General features: G+C 59.3%; 17 protein-coding genes. 9 read left to right on the top strand and 8 right to left on the bottom strand.

The features are described 5' to 3' along the window. Nucleotides 1-124 precede the first annotated feature (124 nt). The 4 genes from dinB to NKH33_RS14655 form a co-directional block, all read right to left on the bottom strand. Nucleotides 125-1,366: a DNA polymerase IV gene (gene dinB / locus NKH33_RS14670; RefSeq protein WP_352920241.1), complete on the bottom strand. Its 1,242-nt coding sequence runs from the start codon at nucleotides 1,364-1,366 to the stop codon at nucleotides 125-127. Between the two features lie 131 nt (nucleotides 1,367-1,497). Beyond that, nucleotides 1,498-2,046, bottom strand: a complete 549-nt coding sequence (gene ybiA, locus NKH33_RS14665; RefSeq protein WP_352834135.1) for a riboflavin biosynthesis intermediates N-glycosidase — start codon at nucleotides 2,044-2,046, stop codon at nucleotides 1,498-1,500. Nucleotides 2,047-2,144: 98 nt separating this feature from the next. Then, on the bottom strand, nucleotides 2,145-2,603 hold the full coding sequence (locus NKH33_RS14660) for a GNAT family N-acetyltransferase (protein WP_352920238.1): 459 nt from the start codon (nucleotides 2,601-2,603) through the stop codon (nucleotides 2,145-2,147). A gap of 73 nt (nucleotides 2,604-2,676) precedes the next feature. Then, nucleotides 2,677-3,045, bottom strand: a complete 369-nt coding sequence (locus NKH33_RS14655; protein ID WP_352920236.1) for a hypothetical protein — start codon at nucleotides 3,043-3,045, stop codon at nucleotides 2,677-2,679. Between the two features lie 183 nt (nucleotides 3,046-3,228). Here NKH33_RS14655 and NKH33_RS14650 point away from each other — a divergent pair, with 183 nt between their 5' ends. Then, a complete protein-coding gene (locus NKH33_RS14650; RefSeq protein WP_352617091.1) occupies nucleotides 3,229-3,522 on the top strand; it encodes a hypothetical protein in 294 nt (97 codons plus the stop codon). A gap of 231 nt (nucleotides 3,523-3,753) precedes the next feature. Here the strand turns inward: NKH33_RS14650 and NKH33_RS14645 are convergent, their stop codons facing one another. Further along, the gene (locus NKH33_RS14645) at nucleotides 3,754-4,449 is read right to left on the bottom strand and encodes an XRE family transcriptional regulator (protein WP_352457320.1); all 696 of its coding nucleotides are present in this window, start codon (nucleotides 4,447-4,449) and stop codon (nucleotides 3,754-3,756) included. Between the two features lie 238 nt (nucleotides 4,450-4,687). Between NKH33_RS14645 and NKH33_RS14640 the strand changes: the two genes are divergently transcribed. From NKH33_RS14640 to NKH33_RS14630, 3 genes are all read left to right on the top strand, one after another. Beyond that, nucleotides 4,688-4,948, top strand: coding sequence for a hypothetical protein (locus NKH33_RS14640; RefSeq protein WP_352920234.1), 261 nt, complete (start codon nucleotides 4,688-4,690; stop codon nucleotides 4,946-4,948). 52 nt (nucleotides 4,949-5,000) lie between these two features. Next, entirely contained in the window at nucleotides 5,001-5,636 is a 636-nt protein-coding gene (locus tag NKH33_RS14635) for a high mobility group family protein (protein ID WP_352685142.1), read from the top strand. Nucleotides 5,637-5,701: 65 nt separating this feature from the next. Continuing rightward, nucleotides 5,702-6,307, top strand: coding sequence for a DUF6456 domain-containing protein (locus NKH33_RS14630; protein ID WP_352920231.1), 606 nt, complete (start codon nucleotides 5,702-5,704; stop codon nucleotides 6,305-6,307). Nucleotides 6,308-6,351: 44 nt separating this feature from the next. Here the strand turns inward: NKH33_RS14630 and NKH33_RS14625 are convergent, their stop codons facing one another. Together NKH33_RS14625 and NKH33_RS14620 are read right to left on the bottom strand one after the other, a co-directional pair. Continuing rightward, nucleotides 6,352-6,663 (bottom strand): hypothetical protein, encoded by a 312-nt coding sequence (locus tag NKH33_RS14625; protein ID WP_352467934.1) that lies wholly within the window; start codon nucleotides 6,661-6,663, stop codon nucleotides 6,352-6,354. A gap of 222 nt (nucleotides 6,664-6,885) precedes the next feature. Beyond that, a complete protein-coding gene (locus NKH33_RS14620) occupies nucleotides 6,886-7,203 on the bottom strand; it encodes a hypothetical protein (protein WP_352920228.1) in 318 nt (105 codons plus the stop codon). 219 nt (nucleotides 7,204-7,422) lie between these two features. On the opposite strand from NKH33_RS14620, the gene NKH33_RS14615 reads away from it, so the two are divergent. Further along, on the top strand, nucleotides 7,423-7,680 hold the full coding sequence (locus tag NKH33_RS14615) for a hypothetical protein (protein WP_352774435.1): 258 nt from the start codon (nucleotides 7,423-7,425) through the stop codon (nucleotides 7,678-7,680). 190 nt (nucleotides 7,681-7,870) lie between these two features. On the opposite strand, the gene NKH33_RS14610 is transcribed toward NKH33_RS14615, so the two are convergent. Beyond that, nucleotides 7,871-7,996: a hypothetical protein gene (locus tag NKH33_RS14610; RefSeq protein ID WP_352920225.1), complete on the bottom strand. Its 126-nt coding sequence runs from the start codon at nucleotides 7,994-7,996 to the stop codon at nucleotides 7,871-7,873. Between the two features lie 245 nt (nucleotides 7,997-8,241). Between NKH33_RS14610 and NKH33_RS14605 the strand changes: the two genes are divergently transcribed. From NKH33_RS14605 to NKH33_RS14590, 4 genes are read left to right on the top strand one after another with little or no spacing between them, the layout of a single operon-like run. Then, nucleotides 8,242-9,369: a DNA adenine methylase gene (locus NKH33_RS14605; RefSeq protein WP_352920222.1), complete on the top strand. Its 1,128-nt coding sequence runs from the start codon at nucleotides 8,242-8,244 to the stop codon at nucleotides 9,367-9,369. Next, nucleotides 9,366-10,079, top strand: coding sequence for a hypothetical protein (locus NKH33_RS14600; RefSeq protein WP_352920219.1), 714 nt, complete (start codon nucleotides 9,366-9,368; stop codon nucleotides 10,077-10,079). The genes NKH33_RS14605 and NKH33_RS14600 overlap by 4 nt, the downstream gene beginning before the upstream one ends. Beyond that, nucleotides 10,030-11,064, top strand: a complete 1,035-nt coding sequence (locus NKH33_RS14595) for a beta-ribofuranosylaminobenzene 5'-phosphate synthase family protein (protein WP_352920216.1) — start codon at nucleotides 10,030-10,032, stop codon at nucleotides 11,062-11,064. Before NKH33_RS14600 ends, NKH33_RS14595 begins: the two co-directional genes overlap by 50 nt. Continuing rightward, nucleotides 11,052-12,659 (top strand): non-canonical purine NTP pyrophosphatase, encoded by a 1,608-nt coding sequence (locus tag NKH33_RS14590; protein WP_352920213.1) that lies wholly within the window; start codon nucleotides 11,052-11,054, stop codon nucleotides 12,657-12,659. Before NKH33_RS14595 ends, NKH33_RS14590 begins: the two co-directional genes overlap by 13 nt. Nucleotides 12,660-12,683: the final 24 nt, after the last annotated feature.

Raw genomic sequence — 12,683 nt, 5'->3', positions numbered from 1 at the left:
CGGGTGCTACCCTGTCTGGTTGATACCCAAACCGGTGCACGACGAACTGGTCCCAAGATAAATTCACAACGGCGCAGCCTTCAACGTCATTCCGGCGACTTGGCAACCAAAGTGTAATCGAGGCTCACAGTTCCTTCTCGGCCAGCTCGCGAAATGCGTCGGGAACCGACCGCTGTAGCCCGAGCGCGACCGAGGCGTAGCCCACCGCCTCCCAGCCGAAGCGGTCGCGGATCTTGTCGACGGCGCGGTCCGCGGTCCAGCGCGCCGCGCCCTTGCTGGTGCCGGGGCGGCGGCGGTCGTCGTCGAGCCCGAGCGGCAGTTCCAGTTGCAGGCCGGCATGCTGCTCCAGATGCGATACGGCGATCGCCAGCAGCGAGATTGTCTTTTCGTGCGGATGGTCGATGAGCACCTTGCGCACCAGCGCCTCGGCGATCTCGGCCAGCATGGCGGTTGCCGATATCGGCTGGTCGAGCGTGATCGAGCGCGTCACCGAGCGCAAATCGGCAAAGCGGACGCGAACCGTCACTGTACGGCCGGGCCGGGATTTCGCCCGCAATCTTGTGGCGACCCTGTCGGCCAGATGCAGCAAAGCCGGCACGAAGACCTGCTCCTCGGCCGGTTTTCGGCCAAGCGCCGACTGCGCACCCGCCGAGCGCGCCCGGCGCTGCGTCTCGAGCTTGCGCGGATCGCGGTTCCACGCCAGCGCGTTGAGTTTCTCTCCCGCCGCCGACCCGAGCAGGCGCTCAAGCGCCCCACCATTGGTCTTCGCCAGCTCGCCGATGGTGTTGACGCCGATGCCGGCCAGCCGCTGCCTGGTGACCGGGCCGACGCCCCACATCAGCTCGACCGGCAGGTGGTGCAGGAATTCCAGCTCGTGGCGCGGATCGACCACCACCAGCCCGTCCGGTTTTGCGACCTGTGAGGCGATCTTGGCCAGATGCTTGGTGCGGGCTACGCCGACCGAGATCGGCAGGCCGAGCTCGGCCCGCACGCGGCGGCGGATCTTGCCGGCGATCTCGGCCGGCGAGCCGAACAAATGGGTGCAGCCGGCGACGTCGGCAAAGGCCTCGTCGATCGAAATCCGCTCGACCACCGGCGTGAAATCGCCGAGCACCTTGATTGCCGCATCGCCCAGCCGCTGATAGTCCTTGAAATGGCCGCCGACGAAGACGAGTTGCGGGCAGAGTTCCCGCGCCCGCCGTCCCGGCAGACCGCCGCGCACGCCGAACGCCTTGGCTTCATAGGATGCGGCCAGCACCACGCCGCCGCCGACGGCAATCGGCTTGCCGCGCAAGGCCGGGTCGAGCAACTGTTCGACCGAGGCATAGAAGGCATCCAGATCCGCGTGGAGGATGTTGGCTTCCATCCGGCCCGTTCGCCCGCGGCGGTTCGAACGCCGCATTGTCTCGAGTTGTGATGAGAACATAGAGAGAACATTTTGGGTGGATTGTCAAGCAGCGCGGAGGCGGCCGCAGATGACGAGCGCGCGGCAAATGTTCAGCCGCGCAGCCGATCGCGGGCCTGCATCAGCGCGAATCCCAACAGGTTCTCGCCGCGCCACAGCAGCGGGTTCACCGCCCTCTCGTCATCCGCCGCAAGGCCGATACCCCACACCCGGTCGACAGGGCTCGCCTCGACCAGCACCCGGTCATGCGTCGACAACAGATATTCGCGCAGCGCCGCGTTCTGACGGAACTTCTGAAAGCTCCCTTCAGTCACGATGCGATATTTGTCTGCATCCCATTTGGTGCCATCGAAGCCGCTCACCTGGCGGCCAAGCTGCTTTGCCTGCTTGGGGCTCGCCGCCCTGAGGATTTGTGTTGCCGTCGGAGCATCACCGAACAGTCGTGCCTTCTCGGCCATCATCCAGTGTTCGGCAGTCGGATAGCTCAGGCCATCGACGGTAAAAGGCGCATGCCACCACTGGCTGAAGCACGACGTGCTTATTCGGCCGTCCTTAGACGGCTGATGGCCCCAGAAGAACAGGAACTTCTGCCGGGGCTTTGCGCGAAAGGTTTTCTCAAGCCAGGTTCGGTCGTAAATCATGGGCGGATGGAGCAGGGCGAAAGGCCGGCTTGTCAATGCTCCATCCAGAGTGGGTAGCGAAGATGAGCGGTCGGCGCTGAATGCGATGAAATGCTGATCTACAGCGCCATCTTGTAGCCGAGATGACTGGCGGTGAAGCCGAGGCGCTCGTAAAAAGCGTGCGCCTCCCGTCGACCTTTGTCCGTGGTGAGCTGGACGAAGCTGCAATTGCGCGAACGGCAGGTTTCAATCGCCCATTCGATCATCAGCTTGCCGACGCCGCGCGAGCGCCATTGCCGGACGACGCGAACGCCTTCGATCTGGCCGCGCCAGTCGCCTTTTCTCGAAATGCCTGGAAGGAAGCTGAGCTGCAGCGTTCCGACCACTTGCCCGGCCCCGACGGCCACGGCCAGCAACTGGTTGGGATCGGTATCGATTGCGCTGAAGGCATCGAGATAGGATGGCGCCAGCGGCGTGGACGGGTCTTCCCGGTCTGCGCCGAGCACATCGTCCGCAAGCATTGCAACGATCGCCGGCAGGTCGGGCGCCTGCGCGCGACGGAATTCGATCTCGCTCATCGCGCGGAGACATACGGCGCGGTGTCGGCGATCGCAATATCCGTTTTGACTTGCAAGGGAGGCCCGCGCGCCTTCAGGTGGCCTCGAGCGCCCAGAGGCGGTGGCCGTAGCGGCGGAAGAAGCGGGCGAAGAGGCGCTGCTGCCTGGCGCGGGTGAGGTCGGCGGCGCGCCTTTCCTGTCGCCAGTGCGGCATGTTGCGGAACATCGACAGAAAGCGGGCGGCATCCTCGAGTGCCTCCTCGGCCGACTGTGCCGGGCGGATCGCCGCCAGGAACAGAGCGCGGCTCGGCTTCATCTGGTCAATCGCCGCCTTGCGGTGGCGATGACCCTGGCGTGCCTTGCGGATGCCGTCCTGGCGGATGGCCGCGAAAGCGGCAAGCATGGCCGGGCTGTCGCCGCTATAGCCGCAGGCATGGGCGAACTGGGCTGGGTCCATCGTCATTCCCTTGCTGCCGGCCGGCCGCGGTTCTGTTGCTCGCGCCGATTCCGGTCCTCACCACGTATAAGCATAACTCAAATAAGTGAACAAGTTAAACTTTCACGTTGATGTAAGCGGAACCGACTCGACTCCGCTCCAAAAACCGATAATGTTGCGAACAAAGCAGGAACAACGATGGGGATAACCATGGCATTGGCAGGCAAGGAAGCGACGATCGCCGATGTTGTCTCGATTGCCGTCGAATGCATCGACTGCGGCCGCAACAGGTGGTGGAAGCCGGCCGAGCTCAAGCGGCATGGGGTGATGCCGGAGACACCGCTGGCCGCACTTTCGGGGCGCCTGATCTGCAAGGCCTGCCGGGCCGACGGCCTGCCGGGCGCCGCCGTCTCGATCCAGGCCGCCTTCATCGACGACCGGCAACGGACCCGCGCCGAGGCGCGCCTGCTCAATGGTCGAGAGCTGCAGTCGAGGCGGGCTTGAGGGGGACGGGGACGGTGTTCTTCCTTCTCCCCTTGTGGGAGAAGGTGGCCGAGCGAAGCTCGGTCGCATGAGGGGTGTTGGACGGATCGCGGAGTTGAAGACGTAGGGATTTAGACTAGAATCATCCGAATATTTTTAAACGCCTCATTTCTTCCAACACCCCTCATCCGGCTCGACGCTGCGCGCCGATCCACCTTCTCCCCAAGGGGAGAAGGGCGCGCCGGCGCCTCCTCAATACCCCAGCAGTTCCTTGAGCGGGATGACGCGGAAGACGTTCTTGATGGCGTAGCGGTTGAAGGACAGCGTCTTGGGCGGGTTGTACTGTTCGACGATCAGCTCGGCGGCGGTGCGCTTGACCAGCTTCTTGATGAAGGCCTTGCCGTTTTGCTCGTTCTCCTCGGGCAGGGTCTCGATCACCACATGGTCGCCGGGCAACGCTTCGCGGCCGCCGCAATAGATCATCTCGCCGGGCTCGTAGCGCGGCACCATCGAATCGCTCAGCACGTGCAGCGCAAACACATTGCGCAGATGCCGGATCCCCGGCGGCCGCTGGACATAGCCGGCCGGCTGGCCGTTGAAGGTGAAGTCGCCATCGTCGCCGCCGACGGCGGTGCCGAGAAGCTGGATGTCCATCGGCCCGGCGGGCAGGGGGCCGGGATCGGTGACGATCTCGGCATCGGCGACCGGTCCGGCATCTTCGAGGAAAACGACCTCGCCCTTGCCGAGCGCCACCGGGTCGACGCGCAGGAAAGCGGCGGTCTTCAAAAGGTTCTCGGTCTTGGGCAGGTTGCGCCCGGTCTCCCAATTGCCGACGGCAGCGACGTCGGTGTCGTTGTGCTCGGCAATGTGACGCATCACCAGGCCGCGCTGCTTGCGCGCCCGGCGGATCGCCGCTCCGACCTTGATCGACAGTGCAGTTTTCGCCATGGCTCCATCTGAGGCATAAGATTCGGTTTCGTCTATGCAAGAATCGCTTGCATTACGATTTGAGTTATGCTCTTATGTAGGCATGCACAAGTCGCTTCGCCAGCTTTCGGTCCTTGAATCCGCCGTTCAGCGCGCCGGCAGCGCTCGCCTGGAGGCGGTAGCGCAACCGATCGCCGGGGCCATGCATGTGCCAACCCTTTCCCCTTCGTCGGGGCTGTCCTCCTCCCCGGCCGGGACGATGCCCGAGGCTCGCGCCTCGGATCCGGCAGCGCAAGCGGCCGGAACGGCCGGAGCCGTTCCCCTCCCGGCTCCGGCCACGAATTACCTGCCGGCCGGCAATGCGGAAGCCGCGGTTTCCTGCATCCGCACCGAAGACGGCACGGTCATCGCCTTCGACAAGCGGACGGGCAAGGCAGTGTCCGGCGCAACAAGGCAGGGCGGCCGAGATGAAGCTCGATCGCAGCAGACCATGCGAAGGCTGACCGGCTTTCGAGCCTGAGGCCGGCGAAGCCGGCGCCGCACACAACCATTTTTGCAGGGAATGAAACATCATGGCCGCCCGCTATTCCGCCTCGGAACTGGAACAAATCGAGAACTGGCTGACGAGCGGACTGTCGGCAGCGAAGATCGCCACCCGGTTGACCGCGCTGCGCGGCCGCCCGGCCTCGCGTGCAGCCATCATCGGCATCGTCCACCGCACCGCCCGTTTGCGCACCATCGGCCTTGCCAGATCCAAGGGCTGGTGTGGCGGACGCTCTGGCGGCCGGCTCGGAAATTCGGCGCCTGAGCCATCAAGCACTGCTGATCAAGCGGAGTCGGCTCCGAAGGCCGAGCCACGCTGCCGCCCGGCAAGGCTGTCGGCCAGGCTGGCGCCGCCGGCCTGGCAGCCGGGTCCGGCTCGGATCACCGGGACCGATGGCGCACCGCTCGAAATGCCGGCGCCGCGCCCGATCGCCGCCGGCGGCCGCCAGCCGCATTTCGCCGCCATGCGCTTCATCGATTGCCTGTTCGAGCGCTGCCGCGCGCCGCTCGACACGACGCCGCAGGAGGATGCGGAAAACGACGCCCCCGGCAGCCGGCCAGGTTTGGACATGCTGTGCTGCGGAATGCGCACGAACCCATCGAAAAGCTACTGCGCCTATCACGCTGCGCGCTTCCTGCGCACGCTGCCGGCCGAAGCGATTTGAGCCCGCTGCAATGAGGCTGGAAGTTCGCCAGCGCCCGACGACCAAAACCCAGGAGGACCGAGCCGATGAGCACCAAAACCGCCCAAAAGGCCAAAGCCAGGCCACCGAGATTGCCGAAAGGCGAGGCCGAGCAGGTGCGCATCCGCAAGGAGATCGGCCATGATTTCGCACTGAAGGACGACCGGTTCGGCCGCAAGCGGCTGGCGAAGGGGACGCAGGAGGGAGCGCGCCTCTATGAGGTCTCCAATGACGGCCACACAGCGACCGGCGGCATCGTGCGGGTGCGCAACGTCGACCCGCTGAGCGGCCTCACCTCGCTGTCGCGCCAGCAGCGCGAGGCGGGCATGCGCTACCGCCAGGATTTCCGCAACTCGTCCGAGGCAACCGCCAAGCCGATGGCCTGGGCCGAGCGCGTCGACGGCGGCCGCACCGGCAGCGGCGTCGCCGAACACATCCTGTCCGCCGGCCGCGACCATGCCGAAGCCACCAGGGCGCTTGCCCACTGGGAGATCGTCGGCATCGTGCAAAAGGTCTGCTGTGCCGACGCAACGGTCAAGAGCCTGGCCGAACAGGCCGGCGAGCCGCGCGACGTGGTGGTGAAACTACTCAAGATCGGGCTCGACATATTGGCCGTACATTACGGCATGATGCTGATGCGCAAGCCGAGATGAGGAGCCCCGCCGATCCGGCCGGCACTACCGGCCGGATCGATCCGTCAACGACGGCAGACACGGATTCTTTCGATAATCCGGTGGTGATGACGCCAGTGCCTGATGACTTCGGTGTGGCAGCGCCGGTGGTACCGGTACCGGTAGCGCGGCGCGTAGTCCTCGTTATAGACATCATAGCGGTAACGGGGAACGTACTCATCGTCGTAATCGGAATACCGATGGTGGCGATAGTAATAGTCGTCGTCGTCATAGCCGTTGCCGATGCCGATTGTGACGCTGCCGCCGGCATTCGCCGGGCCGATCACGGAAGCCGCCGATGCGATGGCGATCACCGAGGCAAGCAGGAGCTTCTTCATAGCTACCTCCTTCTTTAACGTCCCTCTAATAGAAAAACCCCCGAGGGGCAGCCTCGTTCCATAGATTGGCAAGATGTAACGAACGGACGAGCCCGAAGTTTAGCGCCTGCTGGCGCGAAAACGCCGCTGGCTGCGCCGGGGTCGGATCGTCGACGCAGCGTGGCCGCTCCTCTCATCAAACAGCGGCAATCGCGCGTCAGTCCCGTTTTTGGCGACGTCTGCCTACAGAACATGGCCCAGTTCCAGCAAAACGAACGCGGTCGCACCCAGCACAGCGAGGGCGTAGGCCGCATAAAGAACAAGCAGCATTACCTCAAAGTCCCGGACGAAGCTTGCGGCAATCCTGGTCTCCTTAGACTCTGCTTTCTCGATGCGGTCGGTTTCCAACTCCTCCGTTGCCATGACGAGGCAGACAATCCTGTCGTTGTCGGCCGCCTGCAATATCCGTTCCGTCAAATCGACTGCAATCACTGGATCATCGGCCAACTGATCCCGCGATAGCCGGCTTTCAGTGACGGTCTGGATTTCACGCTTTCTCACGCACGCATAATTGCGTTGACTAAATTAGGTTCCACTAAAATATATAGATTGCCTCGACCCGATCACGACGTGGTGAGGCGTGAGCCCAGCTGGGCGGGGAACCGCCGCCCGAGGTCCGCATTTGTCGACTGTCGGGGCGAATCGCGATCCGCATCCTCCGATCAAAGGGCGCGGGCTTCTTCATAGGCTGCTACGATGCGCCATTGCTGGTAGGTCGCAATGCCAAAGCAGCCAAACTCTCATATCGCGAACGCAGCGCCGACGTCTTCGGTGCTGACCGGTTATGACGAAGATCGCATGCTTACTTATATCCGGCTGCTCGACGCTTCGGCGGAAGGAACGGACTGGCGCGAGGTCGCCCGCATCGTCCTGCATCTTGATCCGGAGCGGGAGCCGGAGAGGGCTTTCCGGGCGTGGGCGACACATCTGGCGCGTGCACGATGGATGACCAGGAAGCGGAACGAGTTGCGCCAGTAGCATAAAGAGCGGTGCGGACGAGCACCCTGACATTTAAGCGGAACTGCCGTTTCGGTCTGGCCGTTGAGGGAGAAGGCCAACATGGAAAAGCGCCCAATGACTTCTTGGCGAGCCAATACTTTCGAGTTGTGCTGCCTTCTTGCAGTTCCGCTGTCGCTTCTCCTTACCGTTTTCCTGGCGGGTCTCATCCTTAGCTGACCCCCGCATGGTTGCTTGCCGAGGAGCCCGTGTCGGTCAACGCGGCACCAACGCCCGCCTGAAGGATTCCGGCGGGAAAGGCTGCAAGGATTACCGAGGCGAGCAGGAGCTTCTTCATAGCCACGTCCGTTTTAACGTCCCTCTAGCTAACAGAGACGGCTGAGAGGCGGCAGCATTCCGCGGGTGGTGCGATTTACGAGACTGAGGAAGCTGCATTGTGGTCGGGCGCGAATTACCGCAGATGTCGCCCCGGCCGTTCAACATGGTTTACTTTTCGACGCCGCGCTGCCTAACTGCCAAATGGGGGCAAGCGATGTCAACGAGTCGACAACAAGCTCTGGCATGATTGCGCGGAGCTAAAGAATGCCGGGTGCGCTACAGGAGAAGCAGCTCAATCCGATTGTTTTCGGACGGCCCGAGCTTAGCCTGATACAACCAATATCGAATGCTATCGCAGCCCTTCCCTCTACGCGCTACTATGGCAGCAAGCGGAAACTTCTCTCTTGGATATATGAGAATATCCGAGGTCTTGAGTTTCAGACGGTCCTTGACCTTTTTGGAGGGACGGCTTCAGTTTCGCTTCTTCTGAAAGCTATGCGCAAGACAGTCACTTACCACGACGGTTTTCGGTTTAATGAGGACGTGGGGCGGACACTGTTATCGAACATGCCTGCGCTAACGCGATTGGACCTGGTCAATTTCTTAGCTCGGGTCGTGCCGCGGCGTGGTTTAATTTCGGAACTGTTCGCCGGAATTTATTACACAGACGAGGAAAACGCTTGGCTGGACGGAATTGCTAACCAACTGAATGAAACTACACTTCCTGCGGCAGAGATATCTCTTCTGCGTTATCTTCTGTACCAAGCATGCCTAAAAAAACGTCCTTTTAATTTGTTTCACAGAGCAAATCTGCACTTGAGAACGAATCGCGAGATTAAACGGTCATTTGGGAATTTTGCGACTTGGGAGCGCAGCTTTGAGCATCACATGATCCAAGCATATGATGAACTTGCCATAAAACCTTCGTTTCACAAGGAGTGTACGATTTTGCCGTCGCGTAACGCGGAGGATATATCAAATGGCTACGATTTAGTATATATTGATCCACCGTATATCAGTCTTCAAGAGCGGTATAACCATGATGATTATTGGCGACGCTATCATTTCCTTGAGGGGTTGGCGCAATATGGAGAATGGGAAAAACTCTTAGATCCGATTTCTAACATCCGATTGCTTCAGCAGCCGCAGTGGATGATAGAGTGGTCACGTCGAAAGACTTTCTCCGACAGACTATACGGACTAATAAAAACGCACAAAAATTCTATAGTTGTTCTTTCTTACGTCACGAACGCCTTTCCGCTGGAGTCGGAAATAAAGCGCTTCTTCGAGGAAGAATTTTCAAACGTGACTTTGCACACAAGAGAGCATAGTCATGCGCTTAGTCGGTCACCAAGAAGAGAATTGCTCTTCATAGGACACCCGCGAACATGAACCTTGAAACAGGTAAGCTTGCTGTACCGCAGTGGCTCGTTTTGATCTTGACAATGCTAGCGTTGGTCATCGCGGCTGGCGTTTTCTATTATTATCTCGATCCTAGCAATGTGAAGCTGGTCGGCTTGGCTGGCGGTATCGTCACGGGCCTAATTGTCTTCATTCTGACCTTTGTGACGTCGATCCGCCCGCTGCAAAAACTCGATCGATATGAGAAGATGGGAGTAAGAGGCGTTCTCGCCAATCGACACGACAAGGTCTACTACGCCGATCTGGTCGGGGGCGCGGAAAAGATCGTTCGTGTCATGGGCGCTTCCTGTACACGCTTCGTCGACGATTTCCTTGACATGCGTAACGAGGATAAAGTCCTGGTGGACGCCCTTCGGAAGCATCGGCGTCTGAATGTTCAACTTCTCGTACCGGAACAACGTCATATGGCCGGAGATGCCAAAACCCGTACGCATGCTTTGGACAAGAAGCTGGACGAACTAAGGACTGAATTTGGCGACCGGGTAGCATTGCGCCGATTTCCGCACCGGGCGCAACATAGTTTTGTCATCGCTGACGATGACCTGATTGCTGGACCGATTTTTGAGGGAGACCTCAGCAAATATGCACCTGCGGTGCATGTTGTGATGTCGACAAGGTTTGCCCAAAAGTATGATGAACATTTCGAGGGGGTCTGGAAATCTTGTGCCCCAAAATCCTGATCTCAGGATAGAAGTCAGCCCTCGAATCCACCTCGGCCTGATCTCAATGCACGATGGCGCTGTTCGCAAGAACGGCGGGATCGGTTTCTCCGTCGCTGGACCTGCGGCGACGATCGAGCTTAAAGCAGCAGATCAGTTACGTGTTCGAGACAATCGTAGTCACCCCTTCAATCGAGCAGAGATCGATCAGGTGCTGGCGGCGATGGGGCATCTCCTGTCATCAGAACAACTTGCCACGACCGCCGATGTCCTCATTGCGGGTGCGTTTCGCACCCATGTCGGAATGGGTTCAGGAACAGCTATTCGATTGGCTATTACAGAGGGATTGCATCTTCTCGATGAACGGGCCCCTTCAAGGCAGCAACTAGTCGAGCGATCGGGGAGAGGAGGTACGTCCGGTATCGGTGTGAGTACTTATTTTTCCGGGGGGATGGTCCTCGATCTCGGCGCTGTGAATGACGGCTCCCCTTTCGTCCCCTCCTCGCGAATAAGTGCGGGACGAAGTCCGACGACACTCCCTTGTCTCGAAATGCCTAAGTGGCCGCTTTGCCTCTGTGTTCCCGAGTCGATCCCCTCCAAGACGCAAGAGGAGGAGGCTGAGTTCTTTGCACGGACGGCTCCGCTCACCGCCGCTGCATCATATCGCGCCAGCTATGAGGCACTTTTCCATGCCTACGCATCGGTCGCAGAGGCCAATTATCGGGGCTTTTGCAGCGCGGTCGAAGCCATGCAAGAAACCGATTGGAAAGCTTGCGAATGGCGGGAGTACGGCGAGCCGCTACAGGCGCTAAGGCGAAGCCTTAGACGACTTGGGGTCGATTGCGTCGGAATGTCCAGTCTCGGTCCAATGCTTTTCTGCTTTGGGAGCCCGGCAGTCTTGAACACAATCGTGCGCGAGCAAAAATCGCTGGACTGTCATACGTTTCAAACCATGCCGAACAATTGCGGCCGGATGATATCTCGGATGTTGCCATGCGGGAGCTGACCTTCTTCACATCTAACGCCACTAAATTGGCGCATGCCCGCTATATCGTGGAGGGCCATCCGATTAGAATAAAAGGCTTTCGGCAGCGCACTTATCATGCTGACTATGATGAACCCCGATTATCCTCGCGAGAAGAGCTTCTTGAGGCAAGCTATCAAAGTGCACTTCGGCAATGTGAAAAGGCCGGAATCGCCGTAGACAGTCACCCCTTTGTGCTAGAGGACACCTCGGTCAAGATCGATGCTTTGAGCGTCGATGGACAGGAATCACCGGGTCTCGATATCAAATATTGGATGAAAAACCAAACATTTAGCGCGCTTGACGCGTCTCTCAAGGCCCGCGGTAACTTGCGGTCAGCGTCAGTCCGGTCCGACGTGCTGTTGCACGTCCCTAACAACTTGAAGGCTTCCTGGGAGGTCGAAAACAACTACCTGGTTTTTGTAGGAAAGCAACTCGGAAAAGTCGTTGATGCTGAAATCAACTTCGAATCGGATTTAGTTTATCCCTGGCTCGACAATCAGACATTCAACAAGTGGTTCCAGCCTTCTGGCGTCAGCCTTCCCTTTGGTGCCTTGGCAATAGCCGCAGCAGATCCTGTCGATTTTCGGCGGAAGTCGTTTGAGAAATTGATAAAATTTTTGGAAGAGCGGCGTTATCTTACCATCGATGCTCGACAGCTAGAGTTCGAATTCGATAGCAAGCCAAGCTTCATCCTGAGCGGTTACACGTGCGCTGGGAAGACTGCCGCCAGTCAATATCTCGCGAGAAAGTTCGGATACTTGCACGTTGAGGCAAGTGATTTCATGTACCTGAGCTACTACTACCGCCACGGATACACCGGCGCTATCTCGATCGGGGATTTTGCCGAACGTGCGCTCAGTCAGAAACCGAACATCGCGGCCGAGAAGGTGGCGGAGCACGTCGCAGAGAATCTCTCATCTCCCGTGGTGGTCTCGGGCTTTCGCGCACCCGAAGAGATCAAATTCCTCCGAGACGTTCTGGCTGCACGCGGCAAAGCATTCCGTACAGTCTTCGTCAGCGCCGACCAAGAAATTCGATTCAAGCGGCTTCAGGCGCGAATGCGACCGGGCGATGATATAACAATCGACGAATTTCGGCGTCGTGATAAGCAACAAGAGCGAATGGGACTGGAACAAATCCGTAGTTTGCCCGCCATAGCCTATCTTCCAAACTCCGACAGCCTTGAAAAGTATTTTAAGGATGTTGACTTAATGATTGGTTCAGTTATCGAAGATGATATAGAGATATTGACCGCCATCGCGAGCTTGGCGTCGCTACGTGAGATAAAGTTGGAAGACGCCATACTGATTGCGTTGCTAAGCGCATGGAGCGAAGAGGAGACGCGCCCATTCTTTTCGACTACACGGATCGCACTTATGATAAAGGGTGTTTTCAAGGGCATAGTCCCAAAACATAAAGATAACGTAAGCCGTTACTTCAATCAGGATTTTTATGCTTACTATGAGATTTCTAGCGGCGATGGTGTTGCCGCACGCAGATATCGGCTGTCGAATACCGGTTACGGCATGGCCGTGCGTGCCTTGAGACTTCTGAGACGAGATCAACGGCTGTAATCATGCAAACGCCGATCTGGGCGT

Origin of the sequence: Mesorhizobium sp. M1182 (genome assembly GCF_040318335.1) — a bacterium.
Lineage (GTDB): Bacteria > Pseudomonadota > Alphaproteobacteria > Rhizobiales > Rhizobiaceae > Mesorhizobium.
Note: the sequence above shows the minus strand (reverse complement) of the source record. Positions and strands in the feature narration are given on the sequence as shown.

Coding starts and splice junctions, on each gene's coding strand:
- NKH33_RS14605 (WP_352920222.1), top strand. CDS start 8,242: ATGCCGGGTGCGCTACAGGAGAAGCAGCTCAATCCGATTGTTTTCGGA.
- NKH33_RS14615 (WP_352774435.1), top strand. CDS start 7,423: ATGCCAAAGCAGCCAAACTCTCATATCGCGAACGCAGCGCCGACGTCT.
- NKH33_RS14595 (WP_352920216.1), top strand. CDS start 10,030: ATGATGAACATTTCGAGGGGGTCTGGAAATCTTGTGCCCCAAAATCCT.
- NKH33_RS14600 (WP_352920219.1), top strand. CDS start 9,366: ATGAACCTTGAAACAGGTAAGCTTGCTGTACCGCAGTGGCTCGTTTTG.
- dinB (WP_352920241.1), bottom strand. CDS start 1,366: ATGGAAGCCAACATCCTCCACGCGGATCTGGATGCCTTCTATGCCTCG.
- NKH33_RS14635 (WP_352685142.1), top strand. CDS start 5,001: ATGGCCGCCCGCTATTCCGCCTCGGAACTGGAACAAATCGAGAACTGG.
- NKH33_RS14655 (WP_352920236.1), bottom strand. CDS start 3,045: ATGACGATGGACCCAGCCCAGTTCGCCCATGCCTGCGGCTATAGCGGC.
- NKH33_RS14640 (WP_352920234.1), top strand. CDS start 4,688: ATGCCCGAGGCTCGCGCCTCGGATCCGGCAGCGCAAGCGGCCGGAACG.
- NKH33_RS14630 (WP_352920231.1), top strand. CDS start 5,702: ATGAGCACCAAAACCGCCCAAAAGGCCAAAGCCAGGCCACCGAGATTG.
- NKH33_RS14590 (WP_352920213.1), top strand. CDS start 11,052: ATGCGGGAGCTGACCTTCTTCACATCTAACGCCACTAAATTGGCGCAT.
- NKH33_RS14650 (WP_352617091.1), top strand. CDS start 3,229: ATGGCATTGGCAGGCAAGGAAGCGACGATCGCCGATGTTGTCTCGATT.
- NKH33_RS14610 (WP_352920225.1), bottom strand. CDS start 7,996: ATGAAGAAGCTCCTGCTCGCCTCGGTAATCCTTGCAGCCTTTCCCGCC.
- NKH33_RS14645 (WP_352457320.1), bottom strand. CDS start 4,449: ATGGCGAAAACTGCACTGTCGATCAAGGTCGGAGCGGCGATCCGCCGG.
- NKH33_RS14660 (WP_352920238.1), bottom strand. CDS start 2,603: ATGAGCGAGATCGAATTCCGTCGCGCGCAGGCGCCCGACCTGCCGGCG.
- ybiA (WP_352834135.1), bottom strand. CDS start 2,046: ATGATTTACGACCGAACCTGGCTTGAGAAAACCTTTCGCGCAAAGCCC.
- NKH33_RS14625 (WP_352467934.1), bottom strand. CDS start 6,663: ATGAAGAAGCTCCTGCTTGCCTCGGTGATCGCCATCGCATCGGCGGCT.